This is a genomic window from Paeniroseomonas aquatica (assembly GCF_030409335.1).
GTDB classification, from domain to species: Bacteria; Pseudomonadota; Alphaproteobacteria; order Acetobacterales; family Acetobacteraceae; genus Belnapia; species Belnapia aquatica.
Window position 1 is genome coordinate 153,924 of record NZ_JAUFPN010000153.1, and the last position, 25,339, is coordinate 179,262.

General features: G+C 72.4%; 26 protein-coding genes. 17 read left to right on the plus strand and 9 right to left on the minus strand.

The window, feature by feature from the left end; translation table 11 throughout:
• The first annotated feature begins 49 nt into the window (after positions 1-49).
• Positions 50-373, plus strand: a complete 324-nt coding sequence (locus QWZ14_RS15895; RefSeq protein ID WP_290317723.1) for a hypothetical protein — start codon at positions 50-52, stop codon at positions 371-373.
• Positions 370-891 (plus strand): cell wall hydrolase, encoded by a 522-nt coding sequence (locus QWZ14_RS15900; RefSeq protein WP_290317724.1) that lies wholly within the window; start codon positions 370-372, stop codon positions 889-891. The genes QWZ14_RS15895 and QWZ14_RS15900 overlap by 4 nt, the downstream gene beginning before the upstream one ends.
• Here QWZ14_RS15900 and QWZ14_RS15905 read toward each other — a convergent pair.
• Positions 878-2,494: an ABC transporter substrate-binding protein gene (locus tag QWZ14_RS15905; RefSeq protein ID WP_290317725.1), complete on the minus strand. Its 1,617-nt coding sequence runs from the start codon at positions 2,492-2,494 to the stop codon at positions 878-880. The genes QWZ14_RS15900 and QWZ14_RS15905 overlap by 14 nt on opposite strands.
• A gap of 73 nt (positions 2,495-2,567) precedes the next feature.
• Between QWZ14_RS15905 and QWZ14_RS15910 the strand changes: the two genes are divergently transcribed.
• Both QWZ14_RS15910 and QWZ14_RS15915 read left to right on the plus strand, forming a co-directional pair.
• Positions 2,568-3,845, plus strand: a complete 1,278-nt coding sequence (locus QWZ14_RS15910) for an amidase (RefSeq protein ID WP_290317726.1) — start codon at positions 2,568-2,570, stop codon at positions 3,843-3,845.
• A 10-nt stretch (positions 3,846-3,855) separates the two neighbouring features.
• Positions 3,856-4,206 (plus strand): DUF952 domain-containing protein, encoded by a 351-nt coding sequence (locus QWZ14_RS15915; RefSeq protein ID WP_290317727.1) that lies wholly within the window; start codon positions 3,856-3,858, stop codon positions 4,204-4,206.
• Here the strand turns inward: QWZ14_RS15915 and QWZ14_RS15920 are convergent.
• The gene (locus QWZ14_RS15920; protein WP_290317728.1) at positions 4,113-5,075 is read right to left on the minus strand and encodes a DMT family transporter; all 963 of its coding nucleotides are present in this window, start codon (positions 5,073-5,075) and stop codon (positions 4,113-4,115) included. The two genes, QWZ14_RS15915 and QWZ14_RS15920, sit on opposite strands and share 94 nt — an antisense overlap.
• A 104-nt stretch (positions 5,076-5,179) precedes the next feature.
• On the opposite strand from QWZ14_RS15920, the gene QWZ14_RS15925 reads away from it, so the two are divergent.
• From QWZ14_RS15925 to QWZ14_RS15935, 3 genes are read left to right on the plus strand one after another with little or no spacing between them, the layout of a single operon-like run.
• Positions 5,180-6,232 (plus strand): quinone-dependent dihydroorotate dehydrogenase, encoded by a 1,053-nt coding sequence (locus QWZ14_RS15925; protein ID WP_290317729.1) that lies wholly within the window; start codon positions 5,180-5,182, stop codon positions 6,230-6,232.
• A 10-nt stretch (positions 6,233-6,242) separates the two neighbouring features.
• Positions 6,243-7,103, plus strand: a complete 861-nt coding sequence (locus QWZ14_RS15930; RefSeq protein WP_290317730.1) for a TIGR01459 family HAD-type hydrolase — start codon at positions 6,243-6,245, stop codon at positions 7,101-7,103.
• A 55-nt stretch (positions 7,104-7,158) separates the two neighbouring features.
• Positions 7,159-8,742, plus strand: a complete 1,584-nt coding sequence (locus QWZ14_RS15935) for an ABC transporter substrate-binding protein (protein ID WP_290317731.1) — start codon at positions 7,159-7,161, stop codon at positions 8,740-8,742.
• A gap of 6 nt (positions 8,743-8,748) precedes the next feature.
• On the opposite strand, the gene QWZ14_RS15940 is transcribed toward QWZ14_RS15935, so the two are convergent.
• Both QWZ14_RS15940 and QWZ14_RS15945 read right to left on the minus strand, forming a co-directional pair.
• The gene (locus QWZ14_RS15940) at positions 8,749-10,137 is read right to left on the minus strand and encodes an amidase family protein (protein WP_290317732.1); all 1,389 of its coding nucleotides are present in this window, start codon (positions 10,135-10,137) and stop codon (positions 8,749-8,751) included.
• 1 nt (position 10,138) lies between these two features.
• Positions 10,139-10,876 (minus strand): pyridoxamine 5'-phosphate oxidase family protein, encoded by a 738-nt coding sequence (locus QWZ14_RS15945; protein WP_290317733.1) that lies wholly within the window; start codon positions 10,874-10,876, stop codon positions 10,139-10,141.
• Positions 10,877-10,970: 94 nt separating this feature from the next.
• Here QWZ14_RS15945 and pdxR point away from each other — a divergent pair, with 94 nt between their 5' ends.
• Together pdxR and QWZ14_RS15955 are read left to right on the plus strand one after the other, a co-directional pair.
• Positions 10,971-12,386 carry a MocR-like pyridoxine biosynthesis transcription factor PdxR gene (pdxR, locus tag QWZ14_RS15950; RefSeq protein WP_290317734.1) on the plus strand — a complete coding sequence of 472 codons (1,416 nt, stop codon included), beginning with the start codon at positions 10,971-10,973 and terminating at the stop codon, positions 12,384-12,386.
• 102 nt (positions 12,387-12,488) lie between these two features.
• Positions 12,489-13,721: a multidrug effflux MFS transporter gene (locus tag QWZ14_RS15955; protein ID WP_290317735.1), complete on the plus strand. Its 1,233-nt coding sequence runs from the start codon at positions 12,489-12,491 to the stop codon at positions 13,719-13,721.
• 11 nt (positions 13,722-13,732) lie between these two features.
• Here QWZ14_RS15955 and QWZ14_RS15960 read toward each other — a convergent pair whose 3' ends face one another.
• Positions 13,733-14,335: a YqgE/AlgH family protein gene (locus QWZ14_RS15960; RefSeq protein ID WP_290317736.1), complete on the minus strand. Its 603-nt coding sequence runs from the start codon at positions 14,333-14,335 to the stop codon at positions 13,733-13,735.
• A 194-nt stretch (positions 14,336-14,529) separates the two neighbouring features.
• Between QWZ14_RS15960 and QWZ14_RS15965 the strand changes: the two genes are divergently transcribed.
• Both QWZ14_RS15965 and QWZ14_RS15970 read left to right on the plus strand, forming a co-directional pair.
• Positions 14,530-15,012, plus strand: a complete 483-nt coding sequence (locus QWZ14_RS15965; protein WP_290317737.1) for a peroxiredoxin — start codon at positions 14,530-14,532, stop codon at positions 15,010-15,012.
• A gap of 67 nt (positions 15,013-15,079) precedes the next feature.
• On the plus strand, positions 15,080-15,346 hold the full coding sequence (locus QWZ14_RS15970) for a hypothetical protein (protein ID WP_290317738.1): 267 nt from the start codon (positions 15,080-15,082) through the stop codon (positions 15,344-15,346).
• Positions 15,347-15,463: 117 nt separating this feature from the next.
• On the opposite strand, the gene QWZ14_RS15975 is transcribed toward QWZ14_RS15970, so the two are convergent.
• Together QWZ14_RS15975 and QWZ14_RS15980 are read right to left on the minus strand one after the other, a co-directional pair.
• Positions 15,464-17,413: a lysylphosphatidylglycerol synthase domain-containing protein gene (locus QWZ14_RS15975; RefSeq protein ID WP_290317739.1), complete on the minus strand. Its 1,950-nt coding sequence runs from the start codon at positions 17,411-17,413 to the stop codon at positions 15,464-15,466.
• A complete protein-coding gene (locus tag QWZ14_RS15980) occupies positions 17,410-18,981 on the minus strand; it encodes a lysine--tRNA ligase (protein ID WP_290317740.1) in 1,572 nt (523 codons plus the stop codon). The genes QWZ14_RS15975 and QWZ14_RS15980 overlap by 4 nt, the downstream gene beginning before the upstream one ends.
• A gap of 153 nt (positions 18,982-19,134) precedes the next feature.
• On the opposite strand from QWZ14_RS15980, the gene QWZ14_RS15985 reads away from it, so the two are divergent.
• The gene (locus tag QWZ14_RS15985) at positions 19,135-20,130 is read left to right on the plus strand and encodes an aspartate-semialdehyde dehydrogenase (RefSeq protein WP_290317741.1); all 996 of its coding nucleotides are present in this window, start codon (positions 19,135-19,137) and stop codon (positions 20,128-20,130) included.
• Positions 20,131-20,237: 107 nt separating this feature from the next.
• Here the strand turns inward: QWZ14_RS15985 and QWZ14_RS15990 are convergent, their stop codons facing one another.
• Positions 20,238-21,314 (minus strand): amidohydrolase family protein, encoded by a 1,077-nt coding sequence (locus tag QWZ14_RS15990; protein ID WP_290317742.1) that lies wholly within the window; start codon positions 21,312-21,314, stop codon positions 20,238-20,240.
• 190 nt (positions 21,315-21,504) lie between these two features.
• Between QWZ14_RS15990 and QWZ14_RS15995 the strand changes: the two genes are divergently transcribed.
• From QWZ14_RS15995 to QWZ14_RS16015, 5 genes are all read left to right on the plus strand, one after another.
• Entirely contained in the window at positions 21,505-22,485 is a 981-nt protein-coding gene (locus QWZ14_RS15995; RefSeq protein ID WP_290317744.1) for an SPFH domain-containing protein, read from the plus strand.
• A complete protein-coding gene (locus QWZ14_RS16000; protein WP_290317745.1) occupies positions 22,470-22,907 on the plus strand; it encodes an NfeD family protein in 438 nt (145 codons plus the stop codon). Before QWZ14_RS15995 ends, QWZ14_RS16000 begins: the two co-directional genes overlap by 16 nt.
• A 142-nt stretch (positions 22,908-23,049) precedes the next feature.
• Positions 23,050-23,322, plus strand: a complete 273-nt coding sequence (locus QWZ14_RS16005; RefSeq protein ID WP_290317890.1) for a hypothetical protein — start codon at positions 23,050-23,052, stop codon at positions 23,320-23,322.
• Positions 23,323-23,335: 13 nt separating this feature from the next.
• Positions 23,336-23,683, plus strand: a complete 348-nt coding sequence (locus QWZ14_RS16010) for a hypothetical protein (RefSeq protein WP_290317746.1) — start codon at positions 23,336-23,338, stop codon at positions 23,681-23,683.
• 69 nt (positions 23,684-23,752) lie between these two features.
• Complete coding sequence (locus QWZ14_RS16015) at positions 23,753-24,337, plus strand: hypothetical protein (protein WP_290317747.1); 585 nt, start codon at positions 23,753-23,755, stop codon at positions 24,335-24,337.
• Here QWZ14_RS16015 and QWZ14_RS16020 read toward each other — a convergent pair.
• Positions 24,277-25,317, minus strand: a complete 1,041-nt coding sequence (locus QWZ14_RS16020) for an LLM class flavin-dependent oxidoreductase (protein ID WP_290317748.1) — start codon at positions 25,315-25,317, stop codon at positions 24,277-24,279. The genes QWZ14_RS16015 and QWZ14_RS16020 overlap by 61 nt on opposite strands.
• Between the last annotated feature and the right edge of the window lie 22 nt (positions 25,318-25,339).

Sequence of the window (25,339 nt, forward strand, 5' to 3'; positions counted from 1 at the left end):
GAGGGTGGTCGTCCCGGCACGCGGCTTCAAGGAGGCAGGGAGAGCCGCGATGCAGATCGAACCCACTTGGTGGATCAGCGCAGTGGAGGCGCCGGTGGTCGCCGCCCTGTTCTGGATGGTCCATGGGCTCCGCAAGGACCTGCATGACCGCATCGACCGCACCACGGAACGGGAGAGCGACGCCGTCGGTCGCACCCGCGACGAGCTGGCGGAATTCAAGCTGGAGGTGGCGCGCAGCTACGTGCCGCTCACGCTCATCCGCGACGTGGACCGCCGGCTGTCGCAGCACCTGCTGCGGATCGAGGAGAAGCTGGAGGAGGTGAAGCATGCCGGCACCCTCCGCAGCCGTGACCGTGAGAGGGACGACGCATGACCGCGCCCGAGATCTTCGCCCTGACCCTCCGCGCCGAGGCCGGGGACCGGCCGGTGCGGGCGCTGGAGGCGCTGGCCGCCCTGGTGGTGAACCGCGCCCGCCTGGCGGCCGGGGAGGCCGGCTCCCGCGCCCGCTTCGCGCCCGGTGCAGCGCCCAGCGATGCCCCGGGTGGCCGGGCCGGGGGCTGGGCCGCGCTGCTGCCCCAGGTATGCCGGGCGCCCTTCCTGTTTGGCTGCTGGAATCCGCGCCATCCCAACCGCCGGGCGCTGCTGGCCGCACTGCGCGACCGCTCGGCCCCCAGCGGCGGCGCCCTGCCGGAGCCGCGGCCGGACCCGCTGCTGGAGGTCTGCCGCCGCATCGCCCAGCGCGCCGCCGCGGGCGCCCTGCCGGACCCGACCCTGGGCGCCACCCATTGGCACGACGCGGCCGAGATGCCGGGCTGGGCCATCGGCCATGTCCCGACCGCCGAGATCGGCGGCCTGGTCTTCTATCGCCTGCCCGCCGCTAGCGCAGGCTGACCGGCGAGACATCGACGAACCAGCTCTGCGCCTGCACCACGCCCCGGACCCGCGCCGAGACCGCGCGCGGGTTCACGTCGTGCACGACGAAGAGCCACACCGCCTCATCGACCATCCGCTCATGGATGCGGGCCAGCAGCGCATCCTGCTTCGCCGTGTCGAATTCGGCCTTCACCGCGGTCGCCAGCCGGTCGAATTCCGGGTCCGACAGCATGCCCCAGTTGAAGCCGGCCGGCGGCACCATGCGGGTCTCGACATGCCGCAGGAAGGCGCCGACCGGGTCCATCGAGTTCCAGCTGTTGTTCAGCGCATGGATGCCCCGGTTCTGCGGCCCGGCGGCGCCGCCGGCATCGCGCCGCGCCCGCATCGCCTGCCATTCCAGCACCTCGAAGCTGAGGTTCACCCCGACATCCCGGAAGTTCTGCTGGATGAACTCGTTCATCGGCAGCGGGTACATCTGCCCCGAGCCGGAGGGCGCAATCATGAAGCGCAGCGCCAGCGGGTTGCCCGGGCCATGGCCGGCCTCGGCCAGCAGCCGCTTCGCCTCAGCCGGGTCGTAGCGCACCGCGAATTGCGGCGCCCCGAACCAGGGGCTTTCCGGCTGCACCACGCCACGGGCCGGCCGGCCGAGCCCGCCCAGCAGCTCCCGCACCATGCCCTCGCGGTCGATCGCTAGGTTAAGCGCCCGGCGCACCCGGATGTCGTTCAGCGGGGAGCCATCGACCCGGCTGAAGACCTGCGGCCAGAGATGCGGCATCACCCCGGTCAGCACCTGCGCCCCGCCCGAGCGCAGCCGGTCCAGCATGTCCGGCGCCGGGCTCTCGATCCAATCCGCTTGGCCCGAGAGCAGCGCCGCCGTCCGCGTCGCCGCATCCGGCACCGGCAGCAGCACCAGCCGCTCGGTCTTCGGGATGCGGTCGCGGTCCCAGTAGTCCGGGTTGCGGCGCAGCACCGCCTGCTGCCGCGGCTCGTATCGCTCCAGGATCCAGGGGCCGGTGCCGGAGGGCCGCTTGCCGAACTCATCCCATTTGCCGCCCGCCGCCTCCCACCGCGCCGGGGAGGAGACCAGGAACCAGGCGAGCTGCCAGGGCAGCAGGCTGTCCGGCCCATGCGTCTCGATCTCGAGCGTGCGGGCATCGACCGCCCGGTACGCCTTCACGCTCGGGATGCGCGGCACCATCTGGCCCGATTGCGCCGGATCGAATTGCGGCGCGGCGCGGTTCAGCACCTTGTCGAAATTCCAGGCAACGGCCTGGGCATCGAGCAGGCTGCCGTCGTGGAAGCGCACCCCCTCGCGGATCTCGAGCCGCCAGAGCGCGCGGTTCTCCGCATCCACCTCCCATTTGGTCGCCAGCCCCGGCCGCAGCCCGGCCGGCCTATCCGCCCGGCTGAGGTCGAAGCCCAGCAGCGCGTCGTAGAGGGTGGCGCCCATGAAGCGGAACCCCTCGGTACCCTGGTCGGGGGGGCCGTTCTGGGTCGGCAGGGTCGCCAGGGTCATGGCGATGCGGAGCGTGCCGCCATCCTGGGCGGCGGCGGGCGACAGGGCAGGGGCGGCAAGGGCCGCGCCCAGCAGGGCGGGCAGCGAACGGCGGGGAAGCGTCATGGGGGAGTGATCCCTCCGGCAAGGGTTGGTGCGCGGCTTGCAAGCCCCGAGCCAATCCCGCGCCGGAGCGACCATGACCCCGCACGACCTGACCGCCACCGAGGCGCTCGCCGCCATCGCCGCCGGCCGCCTGACCGCCCCCGAACTCGCCGCGAGCTGCCTGGAACGCGCCGCCGCGCGGGCGCCGGTGGTGCGTGCCTTCACCCACCTCGACCCGGCGCAGGTCATGGCCCAGGCCGATGCCGCGCAGGCCCGCACCGGCGCCCTGCGCGGCATCCCGGTCGCCTTCAAGGACATCATCGACACCGTCGACATGCCGACCAGCTACGGCTCCGAGATCCATGCCGGGCATAGGCCGAACCGTGATGCCTCGGTCGTGGCGCTGACCCGCGCCGCGGCCGGCGTGGTCTTCGGCAAGGTCGTCACCGCCGAATTCGCCAACCGCCGCCCCGGCCCGACCACCAACCCGCACGATGCGGCCCGCACCCCCGGCGGCTCCTCCTCCGGCTCGGCGGCCGCGGTCGGCGCCGGCATCGTGCCGCTGGCGCTCGGCACCCAGACCTCCGGCTCGGTCATCCGCCCGGCGGCCTATTGCGGCGTGCATGGCTTCAAGGGGAGCTGGGGCGAGATCAGCTACGCCGGCATCCAGCTGACCTCGGCCACCTGCGACACGGTCGGCCTTTATGCCCGCTCGCTCGCCGATATCGCGCTGCTGCGGGCGGTGCTGACGGCGACGCCCTTCACCGGCCTCGCGGCCGGCAACGTCGGCGGCCCCCGCATCGGCTTGTGCCGCACCCCCTTCGCCGAACAGGCCGAGGCCTGCACCCACGCGCTGCTCGACGAGGCCGCCGCCGCCTGCGGCAAGACCGGCGCCCAGGTGGCGGACTGCACCCTGCCGCCCCGCTTCGCCCAGCTCGCCGACGCCCAGCGCTGGGTCTCCGCCTACGAGGGCGCCCGCAGCCTGGCCTATGAGGCGACGGTCCACCGCGAGCGCCTCTCGCCCGATATCCTGGAAGGCCGCATCCGCGACGGCGAGGCCTGCAGCCCGGAGCTCTACCGCGCCTCCGCCCGCTTCGGCGAGGCCTGCCGGATCGAAGCCGATGCCATCCTCGGCGGCTACGACGCGCTGCTCTGCCCGGCCGCGCCCGGGGAGGCGCCGCCCGGCCTCGCCTTCACCGGCAATGCGGTCTTCAGCACGATGTGGACCTTCCTGCAGGTGCCCTGCGTCACCATCCCCGGCGCCCGCGGCCCCGCCGGCATGCCGCTCGGCCTGCAGCTCATCGGCCCGCGCGGCAGCGACCGAAGGCTGCTGGAAGTCGCGGCCTGGGTGGAGCGCGCGGTTTTCGGCTAGGCTGCCGCCCATGGACGACATCATCTACACCATGGTCCGCGCCGCCGACTGGCGCGCGGCCGATGCCGCCGGCGCCTACCACGGCAGCGCCGACGACCGCCGCGACGGCTTCCTCCACTTCTCGGACGCCGCCCAGATCCGCGCCAGCGCGGCGAAGCACCGCGCCGGCGAGGCCGACCTGCTGCTGGTCGCCGTCGCCACCGCGCCGCTGGGCGAGGCGCTGCGCTGGGAGCCGGCCGGCAGCCGCCCCGGCCTGTTCCCGCACCTCTACGGCGCCTTGCCGCTCTCCGCCGTGCGCAGCGTGGTGGCCTTGCCGCTGGGCGCCGACGGCACCCACGCCTTCCCCGCCGGGATCGCCTGAGCGAGCGCCCGCCGCCGCGCCCGCTCGCTCATCAGGCAGGCGCCCACCACCACGGCGCCGCCGAGCAGGGTCGCCGCATCCGGCCAGCGGTCCCAGATCGCCAGGTCGAAGGCCACCGAGACCGGCAGCGCGGCGAAGCCCCAGGGGCCGAGCCGCGCCGCGTCCGAGGCCCGGTAGGCCGCCGCCGTGCAGATCACCGCGCCCCCGGCCAGTGCGCCATTCGCCAGCATGCGCAGGATGTCGCCCGGCGGCGCCGGCGCCCAATCCGCCGCGGCCATCGGCCCGAACAGCACCAGCCCGACCAGGCTCGGCCACAGGATCACCCCGACCAGCCCCGGTTCCGCCCGCAGCCGGCGGTTCAGCGTCTGGTTCACCGCGAAGGCCACGGTGCCCGCCAGCACCGCGAGGTAGCCGACCGCCGGCCCGCCGCCGCCGCCCAGCTTCGGCGCCACCGAGAGCAGCACCCCGCCGAAGCCGACCAGGCACCAGACCCAGGCGATGCGGGGCACCGGCTCCCGCAGGAAGGCCGCGGCCAGGACCAGCGTCAGCAGCGGCGCGGTGAAGAAGACGAGGTAGCCCTCGGCCAGCGGCAGGTGCCGGAAGCCGAGGAAGAAGCCCGCGGCCGAGACCATCATGGAACAGGCCCTGAATGCCTGCAGCCAGGGGTGCCGCGTCGCCAGCGGCCCGCCGAAGCCGGGCCGGCCGAACCCGGCGAGCAAGGCCCGCGCCGCCAGGAAGGCCGGGAGCAGCATGACGTAGCGGAGGAAGATCACCTGCCCGATGCCGTAATGGCCGGAAAGCAGCTTGCTGTTGGCGTCGTTCACGCTGAACAGCACGATGCCGGCGAGCAGCAGCGCCGGACCCTTCACGCGTTTCCTCCAGCCTTGTATTTCTCCCCTGGTTGTCGCGGCCTGGGCGCGCAGCGTCAACCGCGCCTTCCCATCCTGCCGCTGCTGAGGCACACACCCGCGGCATGACCCCACGCCTCGCATCCCTCGTCACGCCCCTGCTGCGCCGGCTGGATGCCGAGACCGCGCATGGCCTCGCCCTCCGGGGCCTGGCCGCCGGCCTCGCCGGCCGCGACGCCACCCCGCCCGACCCGATCCTGGCGACCGAGGCGCTCGGCCTCCGCTTCGCCAACCCGATCGGCCTGGCCGCCGGCTTCGACAAGGATGCGGTGGCCGTCCTGCCGCTGATGCGGCTCGGCTTCGGCTTCGTCGAGGCCGGCACCGTCACCCCCCGGCCGCAGCCCGGCAACCCGCGTCCCCGGCTGTTCCGGCTGGAGGAGGATGCCGCCGTCATCAACCGCATGGGCTTCAACAACGGCGGCATGGAGGAGTACCGCGACCGCCTCGGCGCCCTGCCGCGGCCGCTGCCGGCGCCCTTCGGCGCCAATATCGGGGTGAACAAGGAAGGCGCCGACCCCGAGCGCGACTACCCCGCGCTCTATGCCGCGCTGGCGCCCTTCGCCGACTACGTCGTGATCAACGTCTCCTCGCCCAATACCCCGGGCCTGCGCGACCTGCAGGGGGAGGAGCGGCTGGCGCGGATCCTGGCCGGCATCGGCGCGGTCTACCAGAGCGGCAACCCGCCGGTGCTGGTCAAGATCGCCCCCGACCTCGCCGATGCCGCGCTCGGCCCGCTGGTCGAGACCTGCGTGGCGCATGGCGTCTCCGGCCTCATCGTCTCGAATACCACCATCGCCCGGCCGGAGACGCTGCGCTCGGCCAACCGCACCCAGGCCGGCGGCCTCTCCGGCGCCCCGCTGCGCGAGCGCGCCACCGCGGTGCTGCGGCAATGCTACCGGCTGGCCCAGGGAAGGCTGCTGCTGGTCGGCGTCGGCGGCATCGCCACGGGGGCCGACGCGCTGGAGAAGATCAAGGCCGGCGCCAGCCTGGTGCAGCTCTACAGCGCCTTCGCCTATGCCGGCCCGGCGCTGGTGCCGGCGCTGAAGCGCGACCTCGCGGCGCTGCTGCGGCGGGACGGTTTCGCCAATGTCGCCGACGCGGTCGGCATGGACGCCTGAGGACAGCGACATGGATCTACTCGACGGCATCGCCCCCCTCGCGGAGCGCTACGACGGCTACGTGCTCGACCTCTGGGGCGTGGTCCACGATGGCAAGCGGATCTACCCCGGCGTCGCCGAGGCGCTGGGCGAACTCAAGTCCCGCGGCAAGCGCGTGGTCTTCCTGACCAATGCGCCGCGCCGCGCCTGGTTCGTCGGCAGCATGCTGGACCGCATGGGCCTCGACCGGGCGCTGTATGACGGGATCATGTCCTCCGGCGAGATCGCCTGGATGATGCTGCGCGACCGCAGCCATCCCTTCTTCGCCCCGCTCGGCCGCCGCGCCTTCCATATCGGCCCCGAGCGCGACCTCTCGGTGATCGAGGAGGATGTCGCCACGCTGGTCGCCGACCCGGCCGAGGCCGACTTCCTGCTGAACACCGGCCCCGACCCGGACCGCGGCTCGGACGACCCGGCGCCCTATCGCCCGGCGCTGGAAGCGGCCGCCGCGCATCGCCTGCCTATGGTCTGCGTCAACCCCGACCGCTACGTCATGGTCGGCGCCGACCGCCTCATCTGCGCCGGGGCGCTGGCCGATATCTACCTGGAGTTGGGCGGGCGCGTCTTCGAGGTCGGCAAGCCCGACCCCGCGGTCTACGACCCGGTCATGGCGATGCTGGGCCTTTCGGACCGCAGCCGTGTCGTGGCGATCGGCGATACCCCGCATACCGACCTCGCCGGCGCCCAGGCCGCCGGGATCGATGCGCTCTGGGCGATGACCGGCCTCGCCGCCCATGCTTACGGCGACAACCCGGACCCGGAGGCGCTGCGCCGGGTGGCGCTGGCCGAGGGCGTCGATCCGGTCGCCGCGATCCGCGCCCTGCGCTGGTAGCGCCGCGGCCATTCCGGCCTATGCTGCCGCGCAGTCGGCAGCGGAAGGTTCAGGCATGATCAAGCGGCGCGCACTTCTCCAGGCTTCGGCCCTCACCCTCGCGGCGCCACGGCTGGCCGGCGCGCAGGCCGGGCAGAAGCTGCTGCGCTTCGCGCCGCAGGCCGACCTCGCCATCCTCGATCCCATCGTCACCACCGGCTTCGTCACCCGCAACCACGCCTTCCTGGTCTTCGACACGCTCTATGGCTGGGACGAGCAGTACCGCGCCCAGCCGCAGATGGTCGCCGGCCATACCGTCGCGGACGACGGGCTGACCTGGACGATGACCTTGCGCGACGGGCTGCGCTTCCACGACGGGGAGCCGGTCAGGGCGCGGGACGCGGTCGCCAGCGTCAAGCGCTGGGGGCAGCGGGACAGCTTCGGCCTCGCCGTCATGGCGGTGACGGAGGAGATCACCGCCCCCTCCGACCGGGTGATCCGCTGGCGGCTGAAGCGGCCCTTCCCGCTGCTGCCGGATGCGCTCGGCAAGGTCGGCGCCAATGTCGCCTTCATCATGCCGGAGCGGCTCGCCGGCCAGGACGCCGCCCTGCCGATCTCCGAGATGGTCGGCAGCGGCCCCTTCCGCTTCCTGGCCGCCGAGCGCATCCCCGGCTCCCGCGCCGTCTACACCAGGTTCGAGGGCTACGTGCCGCGCCCCGACGGCACGCCGAGCCTGCTCGCCGGCCCGAAGCTCGCCCACCTCGACCGGGTGGAATGGCTGACCCTGCCGGATGCGACGACGGCCGCCGCGGCGCTGCGCCGCGGCGAGATCGACTGGTGGGAACAGCCGACCACCGACCTGCTGCCGACCCTGCAGCGCGGCCGCGGCATCAAGGTGGAGGTGCTCGACCCGACCGGGGCCATCGGCATGCTCCGCTTCAACCACCTGCACCCGCCCTTCGACAACCCGGCCATCCGCCGCGCCGTGCTCGGCGCGATCAGCCAGGAGGACGCGATGATCGCCGTCGCCGGCAGTGACCGCGCGCTCTGGCGGGACGGCGTCGGCTTCTTCGCCCCCGGCTCGGCCATGGCGAGCGACGAGGGCATGGCGGCACTCACCGGGCCCCGTGACATCGCCGCCTCCCGCCGCGCGATCGAGGCTGCCGGCTACAAGGGCGAGACGGTGCTGCTGATGGCACCGACCGACTTCCCCGCCATCAACGCGATGAGCGAGGTGGTGGGCGACGTCTTCCGCAAGCTCGGGATGAAGCTCGACTACGTGGCGATGGACTGGGGCAGCGCGCTGCGCCGCCAGGCCAACCGGGAGCTGCCGGACAAGGGCGGCTACAACGCCTTCTGCACCTTCACCGCCGGGGTGAACCAGTTCAACCCGGCGGCGCACAACTTCATCCGCGGCAGCGGGCTGACCGCGACCTTCGGCTGGTCCTCCAGCCCGCCGCTGGAGGAGATGCGGAACCGCTGGCTGCAATCGACCGACGACGCGGCGCGGCGCGACCTCGGGCGGGAGATGCAGCGCCAGGCCTTCCTCGACGTGCCCTATGTGCCGCTCGGCCAGTTCTACCAGCCGACCGCCTACCGCGAGGACATCTCCGGCCTGCTGAAGGGCCTGCCGCTGTTCTGGAACCTCCGGCGCGGGTGAGGGCGGCTACTCGGCCGGCGTGACCTTGAAGGGCCGCGCCGCCAGGAACCCCGCCGCCGCCCGCAGCACCAGCGCATCCGCCAGCCGCGGCCCGGCGAGCTGCAGGCCGACCGGCAGCCCATCCGCCGTGACGCCGCAAGGCACCGAGACGGCCGGGCCATGGCTGAGGTTGAAGGGGTAGGAGAACTCCGCCCAGACCAGCCAGTCCCAGTCGTGCGGCGGCCAATGCGGCGGCCGCTGCAGCCCGACCGGGAAGGCGGCGACCGAGGCGCTCGGCGTCACCAGCAGGTCGAAGCCCGCCGCCTCGAACCAGCCGTTCACCGCCGCCGCATAGGCGAAGCGCCGCCCCTGCGCCGCATGCGCCTGGTCGAAGCTGAAATCTTTATAGGCCCGGGTGCAGGCGACCAGCCCGGGATCCATCTGCGCCTCGGCCGCGGCATCCTTCGCCAGGAAGGGGCGCATCGCCCCGCCCCAGAGGTCGCGCTCCAGCGCCGGGCCTTCCGGGCCCCAGCCCGGCGTCACCTGCTCGACCACCGCGCCCGCGGCTTCCAGCGCGGCCACTCCGGCGGCGACCAGCGCCGCCACCTCCGGGTCCACCCGGGCATGGCCGAGGTCTGGGCTATAGGCGATCCGCAACCCGGCCAGCCCGCCCGGTGCGATCTCCGGGCCGAAGCGGTCGGGCAGGGTGGTGTGGTCGGCGTGATGCGGCCCGGCCATCACGGAGAACATCAACGCGGCATCGGCCACGTCGCGGGTGATCGGCCCGGCATGGGAGAGCGCGCCGTTGTTGGGCACCGGCGCATAGGGCACCCGGCCATAGGTCGGCTTGAAGCCGACCGCGCCGCAGAAATGCGCCGGCAGCCGGATGGAGCCCGCGCCATCGGTGCCGAGGTGCAGCGGTCCGCAACCGGCACCGGCCAGCGCGGCGGCGCCGGAGGAGGAGCCGCCCGCGGTCATGCCATGCTTCCAGGGATTATGCGTCGCCCCGGTCAGCGGATTGTGGCTCACCGCCGTCCAGCCCTGCTCGGTGCTGGTGGTCTTGCCGAGGATGATGGCCCCCGCGCCCCGCAGCCGCGCCACCAGCGGCGCATCGGCCCCGGCCGGCGTCGGGTCCGACAGCTTCGAGCCCCGCATCGTCGGCAGGCCTTCGACCGCCTGGATGTCCTTGATGGTCGCCGGCACGCCATGCAGCGGCCCGAGCGCCTCGCCCCGCATCACCGCCGCCTCGGCCGCCTTCGCCGCCGCCGTCGCCCGCTCGGCGTCGAGCGCGACGAAGGCGTTGAGCGAAGGCTCCTTCGCGGCGATGCGCGCCAGCACCGCCGCCGTCACCTCCACCGGCGAGGCGCGCCTCTCGCGCACCAGCGCCGCCAGTTCCACCGCCGAGGCGGTCGCCAAATCAGTCGCTGCTGTCCGCGGGGCCATAGGTCTTCCGATAGCTTTCGGTCATGATCTCATCCAGCCTACGACCAGCGGTGAAACCTGCCAAACCCGGCGGATAGGGCACGCCCGCCGGCATCCGCGGGCAGGGCTCCGAGGCGCCGATGGTCTGCACCACCGGGAAGCGCGTCGCATAGATCGGCAGCGCGTAATCCTCCTCCTCGTCGCCGATGCCCTTGCTGCGGATCTTGCCGCTTGCCTCCTCGATCGTCATGCCGATCACCATGGTCGCCTTCAGCTCCTGCGCGGTGCTGGGGCGCAGCTCGGCGTTCCGGCCGGGGTAGAAGCGGTCGATCATGATATCGAGCGCCTTCGCCTTCTCCTCCAGGTCCTCGATGATATGCGCGGTGCCGAAGCACATCGCCGACCGGTAGTCGACCGAGTGGTTGAAGCCGCAGCGGGCCAGCACCAGGCTGTCGAGGTGCGTCACCGTCAGGCAGACCGGGATGCCCGGCTTCTGCACCCGCAGCATCCGGCTGGCCGAGGAGCCGTGCCAGTACAGGTGCTCCCCCTCGCGCCAGAAGGCGGTCGGCGTGCAGTAGGGCTGGCCGTCGATGACATAGGCGATGTGGCAGAGCATCGCCGCGTCGAGGATGGCATGCACGCTGTCATGGTCGTAGCGCCCCCGCTCATGCAGCCGCTTCACCCGGTTGCGGACGGTGACGGGATAGGTCGGGGCTGGAACGGAATCGGGCATGGGGCTTCTCTCGGGTCGGATGATGCCGCATAAGGCTCCCTGGATTGGTCCGGCGCGAGGGCCAATCCTGCCCCCATAGGCTGGTCCAATCCGGATGGAACCCGAAGCCCTCCTCGTCACCCTGGACCGCGCCAGCCCCGTGCCGGTGCTGCGCCAGGTCTACCTGGAGCTGCGCCGCGCCATCCTCGCCGGCGCCATCCCGCCGGGCGGCCGCCTGCCGCCGACCCGCGCCCTGGCGGCGCACCTCGGCATCGCCCGCAACTCCGTCGTCGCCGCCTATGAGCAGCTGCTGGCCGAGGGCTTCATCGAGGGAAGGGTCGGCGCCGGCAGCTTCGTCTCCCGCGACATGCCCGAGCCCCTGGAACTGCCGCCCCCGCCGCGCCCCCCCCCGGCGCCCGCCGCCATCCCGCATGCCGGGCAATACGGCACCGCGCCCTTCAACACCGGCCGCTGCTCGCTCGACGACCGCACCCTGCAGGTCTGGCGCAGCCTGACCGCCCGCCACCTGCAGCAGCTCGACCCCGCCTTGCTGGGCTATGCCGACCCGCGCGGCGCGCTGGCGCTGCGCCAGGCCATCTCCCGCTACCTCCGTGCCGGCCGGGCGGTGCGCTGCGAGCCGGAACAGGTGGTGATCACCGCCGGCGCCCAGCAGGCGATCGACCTCGTGCTGCGGGTCGTGCTGCGCCCCGGGGCGCCGGTCTGGCTGGAGGATCCCTGCTACCCCGCGGTCCGCGCGGCGCTGGCCGCCGCCGGGGCGCGGATCGTCCCGGTGCCGGTCGATGCCCAGGGCATGGAGGTCGCCGCCGGGGTGGCCGCGGCGCCCGAGGCGCGGCTCGCCTATGTCACCCCCTCCTCGCAGTACCCGCTCGGCGTCACCCTCTCGATGGCCCGGCGGCTGGAATTGCTGGCCTGGGCGCGGCGGAGCGGCGCCTGGGTGCTGGAGGACGACTACGACAGCGAGTTCCGCTACGCCGGCCGGCCGCTCGCCTCGCTCCAGGGCATCGATGACGGCGGCCGGGTGATCTATGTCGGCACCTTCAGCAAGGTGCTGTTCCCCGGCTTGCGGCTCGGCTACGCGGTGGTGCCGCCGGAGCTGCTGGAGGCGGTGCTCTCGGCCCGGCTGCTCAGCGACTGGTACCCGGCCGCCCTGCAGGAAGGGGTGGTGACCGACTTCCTGGAGGAAGGCCATTTCGCCCAGCACCTCCGCCGCATGCGCCAGCACTACCGCCTGGCGCGGGACACGCTGGTCGAGGCGCTGCGCACCCACCTGCCGGACCACCTCAGCATCGAGGTGCCGGACCAGGGGATGAAGCTGCTGGCCCGGCTGCGCCCCGGCCTCGCCGACCTCGACGTCGCCGCGGCGGCGGCGCGGCGCGGCCTGGTCGCCCGGCCGGTCAGCCCGATGTTCCTGGCGGCGCCGCCGATCCAGGGGCTGATGCTGGGATTCTCGGGCCATGAGCCGGGCGCGCTGCGCTGGGCGGCGCGCGAATTGGCACTCGCCCTGGGATAATGCCGCGCCAAGCGGCAGCCATGCCGCCGCTGCGCATCACCCCGGCGTGCGGGGACGCATCCCCGGCTTTGCAACCGCCGGTCCCATGCCTAGAAAGCCCGGGTGAGCCCACGTGACATCCCAGAGGGCGATCTCCCCGCCGTCGCCGCCACCCCGCCGGCCCGGCCGAAGCCGGCGATCGCCCTGCTGATCCTGGCGACCGGGCTCGGCCCCTTCACCATGCAGATCATCATCCCCTGCATGCCGGCGCTGATGGGCGCGCTTTCCGCCAGCTACGGCACGGTGCAGCTCACGCTGACCCTCTACCTCGTCGGCGTCGCGGTGGCGCAGCTGGTCTATGGCCCGCTGTCCGACCGCTACGGCCGCCGGCCGCTGCTGCTCGGCGGGCTGGCGATCTACCTCGCGGGCAGCCTCGCCGCGGCGCTGGCGCCCTCCATCGGCTGGCTCATCGCCGCGCGCGTCCTGCAGGCGGTCGGCGGCTGCGCCGGCCTCGTCCTCGGCCGGGCGATGATCCGCGACGCCTACCCGCGCGAGCAGGCGGCCAGCGTCATGGGCTACGTCAGCACCGCCATGGCGGTGGCGCCGATGCTGGCGCCGCTGATCGGCAGCCTGCTGGAGGATGCCTTCGGCTGGCGCGCCACCATGCTGGCCTGCCTGGTCTTCGCCGCGCCGCTGCTGGTCGCGGTCAAGCTCCGGCTGCCCGAGACCCTGCGGGAGCCGCAGCCGCTGCCCGGCCTGGCCGGCATGCTCGGCGCCTACGTGCAATTGCTGCGGCTGCCGGCCTTCCGCGCCTATTGCGGGCTGACCGCCTTCGCCACCGGAGTCTTCTTCGCCTTCGCGGTCGGCGGGCCGCTCGTGGTCATCAACGGGCTCGGCTATTCTGCGACCGCCTATGCCACCGCGATGATGTGCATCCCCTTCGCCTGGAGCGCCGGGACCTTCACCGCCGCCCGGCTGGCGACCCGGCTCGGCATCGCCCGGATGCTGGCGCTCGGCACCATGGTCACCACCGCCGGCGGCGTGCTGGCGCTGCTGGCGCAGGTCTTCCTGCCGCCGCATATCGCGCTGTTCTTCGGCCCGATGGCGGTCGCCGCGCTCGGCAACGGCATGGTCCAGCCGAATGCCATCGCCGCCGCCATCAGCGTCCGCCCCAACCTGGCGGGCACCGCCTCCGGCCTGATCGGCGCCGCGCAGATGGGCTGCGGCGCGCTGCTGACGGTGCTCTGCGGCGTGACCGAGAGCGGCAGCGGCATCGCCACCGCGCTATGGATGCTGGCGGCGGCGCTGGCCACCCAGGTGGCGCTGGGCGCGGCGCGGCGCCTGCCGCAGCACTGAGGCCGAAGCCCTCAGGCATGCCCGGCGGCGCCCGAGAGCAGCACCGGGTCCACCTTCAGCTTGGCCATGGCCTGGCGCCATTTCTGGTCGTCTGCCTCGCCGAAGATCAGGGTCTCGTCCGGGTTCACCGAGAGCCAGGAATTGGCCTGGATCTCGTCCTCGAGCTGCCCCGGCCCCCAGCCGGCATAGCCCAGCGCCAGCACGCCGCTGCGCGGCCCGCCGCCGCCGGCGATCGCCTTCAGGATGTCGACGCTGGCGGTCAGCGCGAGGTCCTTGGTCACCTCGAGAGAGCCGTCGCTGGTCCAGTCGTTGGTGTGCAGCACGAAGCCGCGGCCGCCCTCGACCGGGCCGCCCTGGCAGAGCCGGATGCGCCGCTGCGGCGGCACCGGCTCGAGCTCGAGCTGCTTCAGCAGGTCGTCGAAGGACATGCCGTCGAGCGGCTTGTTCACGATGATCCCCATCGCCCCTTCCGGCGAATGGGCGCAGAGGCAAATCACGGTCCGGGCGAAGCGCGGATCCTGCATGTTCGGCATGGCGACCAGGACCTGGCCGCCGAGGTAGCCTTCCTCCTGGCTGGATTGGGCCGTGGGTAGGGTACGGTCGCGTTTCGCCATGCGCCTAAGATGGCGGCGCCCCGCCGGGCGTGCAAGCAGGGCGGCCGGGGCCATGTGCGGCACCGGCGGCGGCGCTTACCCCCTTGCCGAAGCCGGCGCCGATGGCCAGCCTTGGCCCGGCGATGACGCTCCGGCGGATGCGGTGACAGCTGGCGGCGAAGCGATTACATCGATCCATCAGAGGAGAGAATTTGATGACAATTCAGGTTGGCGACAGCATCCCGGCGATGAAGCTGATGCAGGCCACCGCGGAAGGCCCGAAGGAGGTCTCCACCGAGGAGCTCTTCGGCGGCAAGACCGTCGTCCTCTTCGGCGTGCCCGGCGCCTTCACCCCGACCTGTTCCGCCAAGCACCTGCCCGGCTTCGTCACGCAGTTCGACGCGCTGAAGGCCAAGGGCGCCGACGTCGTCGCCTGCATGGCGGTGAACGACGCCTTCGTCATGGGCGCCTGGGGCAAGGACCAGGGCGTCGGCGACAAGGTGGTCATGCTGGCCGATGGCAGCGCCGCCTTCACCAAGGCGCTCGGCCTGGAGCTGGACCTGACGGCGCGCGGCCTCGGCGTCCGCAGCCAGCGCTTCGCCCTGGTGGCCAAGGCCGGCAAGGTGACGCATGTCGCCGTCGAAGCCGCCGGCGCCTTCGAGGTCAGCTCGGCCGAGGCCGTCCTCGCCGCGCTGTAACCCTGTCGTCGCGGCGGGTCGGCTATGATCCGCCGCGACACCCCCACCGGACGAGGCGAGCCTGGCCATGAATCCCTTCACCGCCGCGGCTTTCGCCTGGCAGACGAGCGTCGTCTTCACCCTGCGCAGCGCCCAGCTCTGGGCCCGGCCGGCGGAGGCGCAGGCGACGCTTGCCGGCTATGCGCTGGAGAAGCAGAAGGCCTTCGCCGCCGGCGCCCTGGCGGCCGGGCAGGCGGCCATGGCCGGCGCCGCCGCCCCGGCGGTGCTCGCCGCCGCGGTCGCCCCGGCGCATCGCCGGGTGCGCGCCAACATGCGGAAGCTGACCGGCGGCTAAAGCGGCTTCCATTCGCATCGGCGCACGGAGCCCGCTCTGGCCTGTTGTTCTGGCGGGCGAACTCCGATCCGATGAGTCCATCGGATCGGAGTTCGCTCTGACCGGCCGCCGGCCTGGTCAGGCCTCGCGCGGCAGCAGTTCCCGCAGCTGGGCCAGGTCCTTCTCCGCCCGCAGCGCCAGGTAGAGCGAGCCCTCGCCGAGCGAGACGGCGGTCAGCCCGATATCCCCGTAGATCCGCAGCAGGTCGGGCCCGACCCGCCAGAAGGCCGGATCGACCCCCGCCCGCTCGCAGAGGTCGCGGAAGCGCCAGATCGCCGAGATCGCATCCCGCCGGTCCCCCGCCGGGTCGCCCAGCGCCAGCCAGACCCCATCCCGCTTGAGGAAGGCGAAGCCGGCCCGGTCGCCCTCGCCGAAGACCGCGCCATCCGCCTCGGCCGGGGCCAGGGCGCCGAGCGAGGCCAGCCGGGCGCGCGTCTCGGGGCCCCAGGCGGTGGCCACCATCCGGGCCGGCCGCAGCAGCCGCACCATCGCCGCCAGCAGCAGGACCCCGGTGATGCCGACGGTGAAGCGCAGGCTGTCCGGCGCCAGCGGGGAGATCACCACCGTCCACCAGCTCTCGTCCGCCACCTTGCCGCCATAGGCGATCAGCGCGAGGGTGAAGCCGCAGGCGCCGACCGCCAGCAGCGGCACCGCCGCCTCGGCCGAGAGCGGCTCCCGCGCCAGCCGGCTGTCGCGGTAGAAGGCGCTGCGGAGCGCCGCCACCAGCACCGCCAGCAGCAGGAAGGCCCCCCAGAGCCACCAGGCCTCGCCGCGCAGCCAGGCGATCCCGGCGCCGTTCACCAGCAGGAAGAGGGTGAAGCCCCAGGCGATGGTCAGCCGCCGCATCAGCCCGAAGGCCATGACCAGCAGCAGCGAACCCACCACCGAGGCGGCGAAATGCGAGGCCAGCGCCGCGATGTGCCCGGCCCATTCCTCGATGATCGTCCCCCGGGTCGGCAGTGCCCCGAGGAAGATCAGCAGCGCCCCCGCAAGTGCCACGAGGGAGGCGATGGCCGGCACCTCCAGCGCATCCGTCCCCTGGCCGAAGGCGGTGAGCCGCGACAGCGCCGCCTTGCGCTGGCCCAGCTCGAAGGAGACGAACAGCCCGCCGGCGATGAACAGCGGCACGATGTAGTAGTACAGCCGGAAGACCAGCAGCGCCCCGATCACCTCAGGCGCCGGCATGTAGGGCTGCAGCCCCAGCAGGATGGCCCCGTCGAAGACCCCGAGCCCGCCCGGCACGCTGGCGGCGATGCCGACCGCGTAGGACGCGAGGTAGATGCCGACGAAGCGCAGGAAGGTCAGGCCCTCCGCCTCCGGCAGCAGCACGTAGAAGATGGCCGCCGTCATGGCCACGTCGACCGTCGCCAGCGTGGTCTGCATCAGCGCCATGCGCGGGCTCGGCAGGTCGATCTCGTACTTGAAGATCTTCACGTGCCGGACGAAGCGGCTCATCACGACATAGGCGATGACGATGCCCCAGAGCGGGACCGCCATGGCCTGCAGCGCCCAATGCGGCAGGTGGCTGCCGAACCAGGGCACCACCTCCGGCTCGATCAGCAGCACCAGCCCGCCGAGCGCCATGCCGCCCAGGCCGAAGGTCAGGCTGGTGAAGCCGACGACCTTGGCGATCTCGAGCGGCGTCAGCCCCCAGGCCGAATACAGCCGGTAGCGCACCGCCGCGCCGGAAACCGCGGCGAAGCCCAGGTTGTGCGCCAGCGAATAGCCGCAGAAGGAGGCCAGCAGCGATTTCGGCCAGGACACCGGCTTGCCGGCATAGGCCGAGCCCAGCTTGTCGTACATCGCCAGCACGAGGTAGGCGACCACGGTCAGCCCGCCGCCGAGCCAGAGCGCCTTCGGCGACAGCGCGGCCATGGCGGTGCGGATGTCGGCGACCGACAGGCCGCGGAACTCCCGTTGCACGACATAGAGCGCGCCGACCAGCAGCGCGAGGCCGAAGACCGTCGGTCCATGCCGGCGCAGCCAGCCCAGCCAGCCCGCGCCCTTATCCGCCTTGGGGCCGGTCACGCCGAAGGCGCCTCGCGGTCCAGCGCCGCCTCGACCAGGCCGATGGTGCCGGGGATGCCGTAGAGCGCGACGAAGCCGCCGAAGCGCGGCCCTTCCTGCTGGCCGAGCAGGACCTGGTAGAGGCAGCCGAACCAGTCGCGCAGGCTGGCGAAGGCATGGCGCTTGCCGACCTCGAAGACCATGGCCTGGATCGCCTCGGCATCGCTGTCGGCCGGCAGGGAACGCAGCGCCTGCAGCAGGTCCCCGAGCGCGGCGCGTTCCAGCTCGGTCGGCATCCGGTAGCGCTTCTGCGGCGCGACGAAGTCCCGGTAGTAGGAGACCGCATGCTCGGCCAGCCGCGCCAGCATCGGGTGGCTCTCCGCCGTGACCCCCGGCGCATAGCGGCCGATGAAGCCCCAGAGGATCTCCGGCCCGTCGGCGTTCACCACGCTGGCCAGGTTCAGCAGCATGGCGAAGGAGATGGGCGAGCCCGGGTCGTTGCTGGCGCCGTTGTGGATGTGCCAGGCCGGGTTGGCCGCGTCCGGCGCCGCCTTCAGCTTCTCGAGGTTGGCGAGGTAGTCGTCCACCGCCCGCGGGATGACGTCGAAGAACAGCCGCTTGGCCCGCTGCGGCTGGCCGTACATGAATTGACTAAGGCTTTCCGGGGGGGCGTAGCGCAGCCATTCCTCGATGGTGAGGCCATTGCCCTTCGACTTGCTGATCTTCTGCCCCTGCTCGTCCAGGAACAGCTCATAGGTGAAGCCGACCGGCGGAGTTCCGCCGAGGATCCGGCAAATCGCCGAGGAGAGCTTCACGCTGTCGATCAGGTCCTTGCCGGACATCTCGTAGTCGACGCCGAGCGCGTACCAGCGCATCGCCCAGTCGGCCTTCCACTGCGCCTTGGCATGGCCGCCGGTGATCCGCGTGCCATGGCGGCGGCCGGTTGCGGGGTCGGTCCAGACCAGCAGGTCCTCGGCTGGGCGGACCTCCTCCATCGGCACCTGCATCACGACGCCGGTCTCGGGGTGGATGGGCAGGAAGGGCGAATAGGTCGCCCGCCGGTCCGGCCCAAGGGTCGGCAGGATCACGCCCCGGAGCTGCTCGTGCCGCTCCGCCATCCGCAGCAGGGCCGCATCGAAGCGGCCGTCGCGGTAGTAGTCGGTGGAGGAGGCGAATTCATACGCGAAGCCGAAGGCATCGAGGAAGGCCTGCAACCGCGCGTTGTTGTGCGCCCCGAAGCTGGAATGCGTGCCGAAGGGGTCCGGGATGGCGGTCAGCGGCCGGCCGAGGTAGCCCGCCAGCATCTCCTTGTTCGGAACGTTGTCCGGAACCTTCCGCAGCCCGTCCATGTCGTCCGAGAAGGCCACCAGCCGGGAGGGCAGGCCGGTCAGCCGCTCGAAGGCGCGCCGCACCCAGGTGGTCCGCGCCACCTCCCCGAAGGTGCCGATATGCGGCAGCCCGGACGGCCCGTACCCCGTCTGGAACAGGGCGCCCTCGGTTTTGGGGGTCGCAGCCAGCCGGGCTTCGACCTTGAGGGCTTCCTCGACAGGCCAGGACTTGACGGCACGGAGAGATGGATCGGCGCTCATGCTAGGGCAGATGGCAGGGGGCGGCGGCGGGGTCAACGCAGGACACCGCCGCCGGTGCATGGCACCCCGGCGCGGGGCGGGGTCACGCCCTTGTGGAATTGCCCGCCGGGCTGGGGTAATCGGCATTGCATTGTCACGGGAGATGCAGGTGTCATGCGGGTTGGCGTGATCGGAGCCACGGGCGCGGTCGGCAAGGAATTGGTGGAGGTGCTGCACAAGCGGCGCTTCCCGGTCACCGAGCTGCGGCTTTTCGCCTCCACCCGCAGCGCCGGCACCCGGCAGAAAACGCCCTTCGGCGAGGTCACCATCGAGGAATACAGCCTCGAGGCGGCCCGGGGCCTGGACCTCGCCCTGCTCGCCGTCTCCGGCGAATTCGCCAAGGCGCATGCCCGGGCGCTGGCCGCGGCCGGCGTGGCGGTGGTGGACAACTCCTCCGCCCTCCGGCTCGAGGACGACGTCCCGCTGGTGGTGCCCGAGGTGAACGCCGGGGCGATCGGCACCGGCCGGCTCATCGCCAACCCCAATTGCACCACCGCCATCCTGGTGGTGGCACTCGAGCCGCTGCGCCAGGCCTTCGGCCTCAAGCGGGTCATCGTCTCCACCTACCAGGCCGCCAGCGGCGCCGGCGCCGAGGGCATGGCCGAGCTGGAGCGCGAGACGCGCCGGGTGCTGCTGGAAGGCGGCCCGGCCGGCCACGAGGTCTTCGCCCATCCGCTCGCCTTCAACGTCATCCCGCAGATCGATAGCTTCCAGCCGAATGGCTACACCCGGGAGGAGATGAAGGTCGCCTGGGAGAGCCGGAAGATCATGGGCCTGCCCGACCTTCTCATCTCCTGCACCGCCGTCCGCATCCCGACCTTCCGGGTCCATGCCGAGGCGGTGACCATCGAGACCGAGCGGCCGGTCACGGCCGAGGCCGCCCGCGCCGTGCTGGCCAGGGCGGCCGGGGTGAAGCTGGTGGATGACCCCGCCGCGCAGCTCTACCCCATGCCGATCACCGCGACCGGCCAGGACGAGGTCGAGGCCGGCCGCATCCGGGCGAACCCGGTCTTCGGCGATTGCGGCCTGGACTTCTTCCTCTGCGGCGACCAGCTGCTGAAGGGCGCGGCGCTGAATGCGGTGCAGATCGCGGAGCGGCTGAGGAAGTGAAGCAAGGTCGGGGAGGACAAGTATTCCTCCCCGACCTTGCTTCCTTTCTGTTCTCAAAGAAGAGAAACAGATGAGGGGCCGGGAGAATGCCTTCTCCCGGCCTGCCTTCACACCGCTATGTTCAGCAGCTTCGCGGCCGTCCCGCCCAGCACCGCGATCTTCTCCGCGTCGCTCAGCGACTCGCAGGCGAAGATGTGGTCCACCGGCTTCAGCGCCCAGGGGTAGGGATAGTCGCTGCCCAGCACGATCTGCGAGGCGCCGACCTGCGCCTGCAGGTGCCGGATCGCCTCCGGCGTGAAGATCAGCGAATCGAACCACATCTGCTTCAGGTATTCGGTCGGCTTCTTCTTCAGGGTGATGGCCGGGTTGCAGCCCGCCGGGCTGACCGTGCAGGAATGGTCCGAGCGGTCGGCATAGGAGGGCAGGAAGCCGCCGCCATGGGCGGCCAGCAGCTTGAGGCCGGGGAAGCGGTCCAGCGTGCCCTCGAAGATCAGCTTCGAGAGGGCAATGGTCGTATCCAGCGGATTGCCGATGGTATTGCCCAGCCAGCCATTGCCGGCAAAGCGCTGATTCAACTGCGGCGTCCCGCCCGGATGGATGAAGAGCACCGCGCCCAATTCCTCGGCCTTGGCCCAGACCGGATGGAATTTCGCATCCGAGAAATCGACGCCGGCGACATTGCCGCCGATCGCCGCGCCCTTCAGCCCCTGGTTTTTCATGGCCTTTTCCAGCTCGGCCACCGCCAGCTCGGGCGCCTGGAGGGTGAGGGAGGCGAAGCCGGCGAAGCGGTCGGGATGGGCGGCGCAGAGCTCGGCCATCTTCTCGTTGTTGATCTTCACGATCTGCGCGGCGAGGTCGCGGTCCCGGCCGTACCAGTAGGGATTGACCGAGAGCACCTCCATGTCGACCCGCTGCGCATCCATGGCGGCGAAGCGCTGGGCGACGTCGATCGGGGTCTCGTCCGCGCCGCGCACGCTGTTGAACAGCACCGAGCGGTCGTTGTTCAGCAACGGCAGCACGTCCAGGAAGACGCAATGGGCATGGGTATCGATGGTCTTCACGGTCTTGCCGCCCACCGCGACCGCAGTGCGCCGGGTACCCTGGGCATGCGCGGCCTGCAGCATGCCGCAGCCGCAGAAGGCGACGCCGGCAGCGGCGCCGAGGAAATTCCTGCGTGATGTCATGAATCGATCCTCCAAGCTTCGCTCGCGCTGCTTTTTGTGCTGCAGCGTCTCTTGCATACCCGGCAGGCGAGGCTGGCGTGATTTACCGGTCCGCGCCAGCGGGATTCGATGCTGCGCTACGTCGATGGCCCCCGGCTAACCGGCCCGGCGCATCCGCGCTACACTGGCCGCAACCTTGTCGGAGCCTTGCATGACCGGCCTCCAGATCGTCCTGCTTGCCCTGATCCTGCTCGCCCTGGTCACCGCCGCGCGGGGCATCCGCACCGTGCCGCAGGGCCAGGTCTGGACGGTGGAGCGCTTCGGCGCCTTCATCCGCCTGCTCCAGCCCGGGCTGAATTTCCTCATCCCCTTCGTCGATGCGGTCGGCCACAAGCTGAACGTGCAGGAGGTGGTGCTCGACATCCCCGAGCAGTCGGTCATCACCAAGGACAACGCGACGGTCGTGGTGGACGGCATCGTCTACTACCGGGTCATGGACCCGGCCAAGGCGGCCTATCAGGTGCAGAACCTGCAGCAGGCGCTGAATGCCCTGGCGATGACCAACATCCGCGCCGTCATCGGCGAGATGGACCTCGATTCCACGCTTTCCTCCCGGGAGAGGATCAACTCCTCCCTCATGGCCATCCTGGACGGCGCGACCGATCCCTGGGGCGTGAAGGTCAGCCGGGTCGAGCTGCGCAAGGTCGAGCCGCCGGAGAACCTGATCCGCGCCATGAACCTGCAGATGACCGCCGAGCGCGAGCGCCGCGCCACGGTCATGCGGGCCGATGGCGACCGCGCCGCCGCCATCCAGCGGGCCGAGGGCGAGAAGCAGGCCCTGGTCCTGCAGGCCGAGGGCCGCCAGCAGGCCGCCATGCGCGACGCCGAGGCGCGCGAGCGGCTGGCCGAGGCCGAGGCCAAGGCGACCCACATGGTGGCCGAGGCGGCCGCCGGGGCCGGGGCCGATGCGCTCCGCTACTTCATCGCCGACAAATACGTGAAGGCCTTCGAGGCCCTGGCCGCCAACCCCAGCAGCAAGCTGGTGGTGGTGCCGATGGAGGCCGCCGCGCTGGCCGGCGGCATCACCCAGGCAATGGAGCTGCTGCGGCACAACGGCACCTCGCCACCCGCCCTGCCACCCGCCCCGCCGCCGGCGACGCCCCCGGTGAGCGGCCCATGGAACCGGGGCTGATCTGGGTCCTCGGCGGCCTGCTGCTGCTGGTCGCCGAGCTGGCGCTGCCGGGGATCTACCTGCTCTGGGTCGGCCTCGCCGCCATCGGCACCGGCCTGCTGCTGCTCGTCACCGTCCCCTCGCTCGAGATGGCGACGGCGCTGTTCCTGGCGCTGCTCGGGGGCGGGATCTGGCTCTCGCTGCGGCTGCGCCGCGGCCGGCGCCCCGCGCCGCAGCTGAATACGCCGGGGTCCGGCTTGGTCGGGCGCATGGGGCTGCTGCTGCCGCTCGGCGAGGCCTCCGCCGGCCCCGGCCTTCGGGTCCGCATCGGCGATTCCGAATGGCAGGCCCGGCTGCCGCGCGACCTGAAGGTCCCCGAGGTCGCCACCAGGGTCCGGGTCGAGGCGGTGGACGGCACCACCCTGATCGTCCGCCCGGAGTAGCCCCGCCGGCCGGAGGCGCGCCCGGGGACGGTTACCCGGCGAGGCCTTGAACCGGCGCCCGGCACGGGCAACATCCCACGCCATGGACAGCTTTCGGCGCCCCGGTCCGCCTGACCGGGACCCGTCTCCCCCCGTGCTCGACATGACGGCAGACGGACAATTCCGCGACCCCCTGCCGCCGCGGCGGACATGGCTGGACCGTGCCCTGGCCCGGGTCGGCGGTGCGGCGCTGCTGGTCACCCTGGCCGCGGCCGGGCTGGTGGTGGTGGCGCTGGCCATCCTCTTCGTCGGCCTGCTGCTGCCGGTGGTCATCGGCGCCGGGCTGATCGCCTTCGCCTCGCTCTGGTGGCGGTTGCGGCGGCTGCGCCGGGCCGGGGGCGGCAATCCCGTTCCCTTCGTCATCCTCCGCCGCTGACGCCGGCCGGCCCATGCCGGAGCCGCATCCGGGTTTTTCCGTCGATCCGCGGCGGCTCTACGATGTCGCCGACGACGGCACCCCCCGCACGGACACCGCCGTGCCGGCGGCTTGGCTCGGGCCGCGGCACCGGCGACTGCTGGCCTGGGCCGGTGCGGGTGCCGTGGCGACGGGTGGCCTGGCCGGGCTGACCGTATTCTGCTTCGTCCTCGGCGCCCGCTTCTGGGCGGCGATCTTCGCCCTGGGAACGCTGGCGGCCGCGCCCCTGCTGGTGGTCGGCCCCTGGCTCGACTGGTGGCGGCACAAGCGGCCCCTGCGCCGCCGCCACCGCAGCCGCAGCCCGGATTTCCCGGCCGGCTGACCGGCCCGCCCGGCAACCCCGCGCGGCAAGACGGTGCAGCATCGTTCCGAAATCTGGTAGTCTCGCCCCATGTCGGCGACCCACCCTTTCTGGCGCCCCGCCCTCGCGGGCGGGCTCGCCTTCGGCCTGGCCTTCCTCGGCCATGCCCTGGTCGCCGCGGGCCTGGGCTGGGGCCTGCGCCAGGCCGGCCCGGGCAGCCTGGCCTGGCTGGTCCTGGTCCCGCCGGTCGTGGCCGAGCTGGGCAAGCTGCTCATGCTGCGACTCGCCGGCGGCGTCCCGGCCTGGCCCCTGCTGGGGACGGTCTTCGGCCTGTGCGACGCGGCGCTGCTTCTGTCGCAGCCGGGGCCCGCGCTGGCGACGGCGGCCGGGACGATCCTGCTGCATGGCGCCCTGGGCGGGCTGGCCGCGGCCGTCGCGCGGCGGCGGGGCCTCGCCGCCGGCGCCCTGCTGGCGCTGCTGGCCCATGTCCTGGCCAGCCTCGCCCTCATCCTGGCCACGGTGGCCCTGGCCCGCCATCAGGGTATCCCGCCGGCCACCGCCGCCGGCATGGCCGGGCTGGTCCTCGCCCTGCTGCTGGCCCTGGCCGCCCGGAGCTATTCGGCCGCCACCGCCAGGGAGGCCGAAAGCCCGAAGGCCTCGGCCAGCAGCCGGTAGCTGCGCTGCCGCGCCGCCGGATCATGGCAGGGGCTGAGGATCGCCACCTCCTGCGCCCCATGCGCCGCGGCCAGCGCTTCGAGCCGGGCCTTCACCTGTTCCGGCGCGCCGACGATCGCCTTGGCGCGGATGCCGTCGAGATGGCCCCGTTCCGCCGCCGTATAGGGATAGGCCTCGGCCTCCGCCACGCTCGGCAGCGGCGGGAAGCGCCCGCTGTCGCGGAACAGCCGCCAGAGCTCGCGCGACTTGTAGAGCCGCCAGGCCTCCGCCTCGGTATCCGCCGTCAGGGCGAAGACGCCGAGGGCGCAATGCGGTGCCGCGAGCCGCCCGGGCACGCCCGGCTGCGGCCGGAAGCCCTCCCGGTAGAGCGCCGTCACCTGCTCCGAGCCACGGTCCGAGATGAAATGCGCGAAGCAATAGGGCAGGCCGAAATAGGCCGCGACCTGGGCGCCGAAATCGCTGGAGCCGAGGATCCAGACCTCCGGCCGGGTCGGCACCGCCGGCATGGCGGCGACCGCCTTGAAGGGGTGGTTGTCCGGCAGACCGTCGCCGAGCCAGCCCAGCACCTCCTGCACCTGCTGCGGGAAGCGGTCGGCGGCCTCATTGGCATTGGGGTTCAGGGCGAAGGCGGTGCGGCCGTCGCTGCCCGGCGCCCGGCCCAGCCCGAGGTCGATCCGCCCCGGCGCGATCGCCTCCGCCACCTTGAACTGCTCGGCCACCTTCAGGGAGGCATAATGCGGCAGCATCACCCCCGCGGTGCCGACCCGGATGCGCCGCGTCGTCGCGGCGATGGCCGCGACCAGCATCTCCGGCGCCGAGCCGGCATGGGACTGGCTGTTGTGGTGCTCCGCCAGCCAGTAGCGGCCGTAGCCCCATTGGTCCGCCAGCCTCGCCAGCGCCAGGGTTTCGCGGATCGCCTCGTCGGCACCGCGGCCGGAGGCGATGGTGGATTGGTCGAGGATGCCGAGGCTGATGGTCATTCGACCAATCTAGCCCCGCGGC

Bases quoted from the DNA above. Each gene is read 5' to 3' on its own strand.
- QWZ14_RS15985 (WP_290317741.1), top strand. From the start codon at position 19,135: ATGCGGGTTGGCGTGATCGGAGCCACGGGCGCGGTCGGCAAGGAATTG.
- QWZ14_RS16005 (WP_290317890.1), top strand. From the start codon at position 23,050: ATGACGGCAGACGGACAATTCCGCGACCCCCTGCCGCCGCGGCGGACA.
- QWZ14_RS16000 (WP_290317745.1), top strand. From the start codon at position 22,470: ATGGAACCGGGGCTGATCTGGGTCCTCGGCGGCCTGCTGCTGCTGGTC.
- QWZ14_RS15935 (WP_290317731.1), top strand. From the start codon at position 7,159: ATGATCAAGCGGCGCGCACTTCTCCAGGCTTCGGCCCTCACCCTCGCG.
- QWZ14_RS15980 (WP_290317740.1), bottom strand. From the start codon at position 18,981: ATGAGCGCCGATCCATCTCTCCGTGCCGTCAAGTCCTGGCCTGTCGAG.
- QWZ14_RS15900 (WP_290317724.1), top strand. From the start codon at position 370: ATGACCGCGCCCGAGATCTTCGCCCTGACCCTCCGCGCCGAGGCCGGG.
- QWZ14_RS16015 (WP_290317747.1), top strand. From the start codon at position 23,753: ATGTCGGCGACCCACCCTTTCTGGCGCCCCGCCCTCGCGGGCGGGCTC.
- QWZ14_RS15965 (WP_290317737.1), top strand. From the start codon at position 14,530: ATGACAATTCAGGTTGGCGACAGCATCCCGGCGATGAAGCTGATGCAG.
- QWZ14_RS15960 (WP_290317736.1), bottom strand. From the start codon at position 14,335: ATGGCGAAACGCGACCGTACCCTACCCACGGCCCAATCCAGCCAGGAG.
- QWZ14_RS15995 (WP_290317744.1), top strand. From the start codon at position 21,505: ATGACCGGCCTCCAGATCGTCCTGCTTGCCCTGATCCTGCTCGCCCTG.
- QWZ14_RS15925 (WP_290317729.1), top strand. From the start codon at position 5,180: ATGACCCCACGCCTCGCATCCCTCGTCACGCCCCTGCTGCGCCGGCTG.
- QWZ14_RS16020 (WP_290317748.1), bottom strand. From the start codon at position 25,317: ATGACCATCAGCCTCGGCATCCTCGACCAATCCACCATCGCCTCCGGC.
- QWZ14_RS15895 (WP_290317723.1), top strand. From the start codon at position 50: ATGCAGATCGAACCCACTTGGTGGATCAGCGCAGTGGAGGCGCCGGTG.
- QWZ14_RS15905 (WP_290317725.1), bottom strand. From the start codon at position 2,494: ATGACGCTTCCCCGCCGTTCGCTGCCCGCCCTGCTGGGCGCGGCCCTT.
- QWZ14_RS15930 (WP_290317730.1), top strand. From the start codon at position 6,243: ATGGATCTACTCGACGGCATCGCCCCCCTCGCGGAGCGCTACGACGGC.
- QWZ14_RS15945 (WP_290317733.1), bottom strand. From the start codon at position 10,876: ATGCCCGATTCCGTTCCAGCCCCGACCTATCCCGTCACCGTCCGCAAC.
- QWZ14_RS15910 (WP_290317726.1), top strand. From the start codon at position 2,568: ATGACCCCGCACGACCTGACCGCCACCGAGGCGCTCGCCGCCATCGCC.
- QWZ14_RS15915 (WP_290317727.1), top strand. From the start codon at position 3,856: ATGGACGACATCATCTACACCATGGTCCGCGCCGCCGACTGGCGCGCG.
- pdxR (WP_290317734.1), top strand. From the start codon at position 10,971: ATGGAACCCGAAGCCCTCCTCGTCACCCTGGACCGCGCCAGCCCCGTG.
- QWZ14_RS15970 (WP_290317738.1), top strand. From the start codon at position 15,080: ATGAATCCCTTCACCGCCGCGGCTTTCGCCTGGCAGACGAGCGTCGTC.
- QWZ14_RS15990 (WP_290317742.1), bottom strand. From the start codon at position 21,314: ATGACATCACGCAGGAATTTCCTCGGCGCCGCTGCCGGCGTCGCCTTC.
- QWZ14_RS16010 (WP_290317746.1), top strand. From the start codon at position 23,336: ATGCCGGAGCCGCATCCGGGTTTTTCCGTCGATCCGCGGCGGCTCTAC.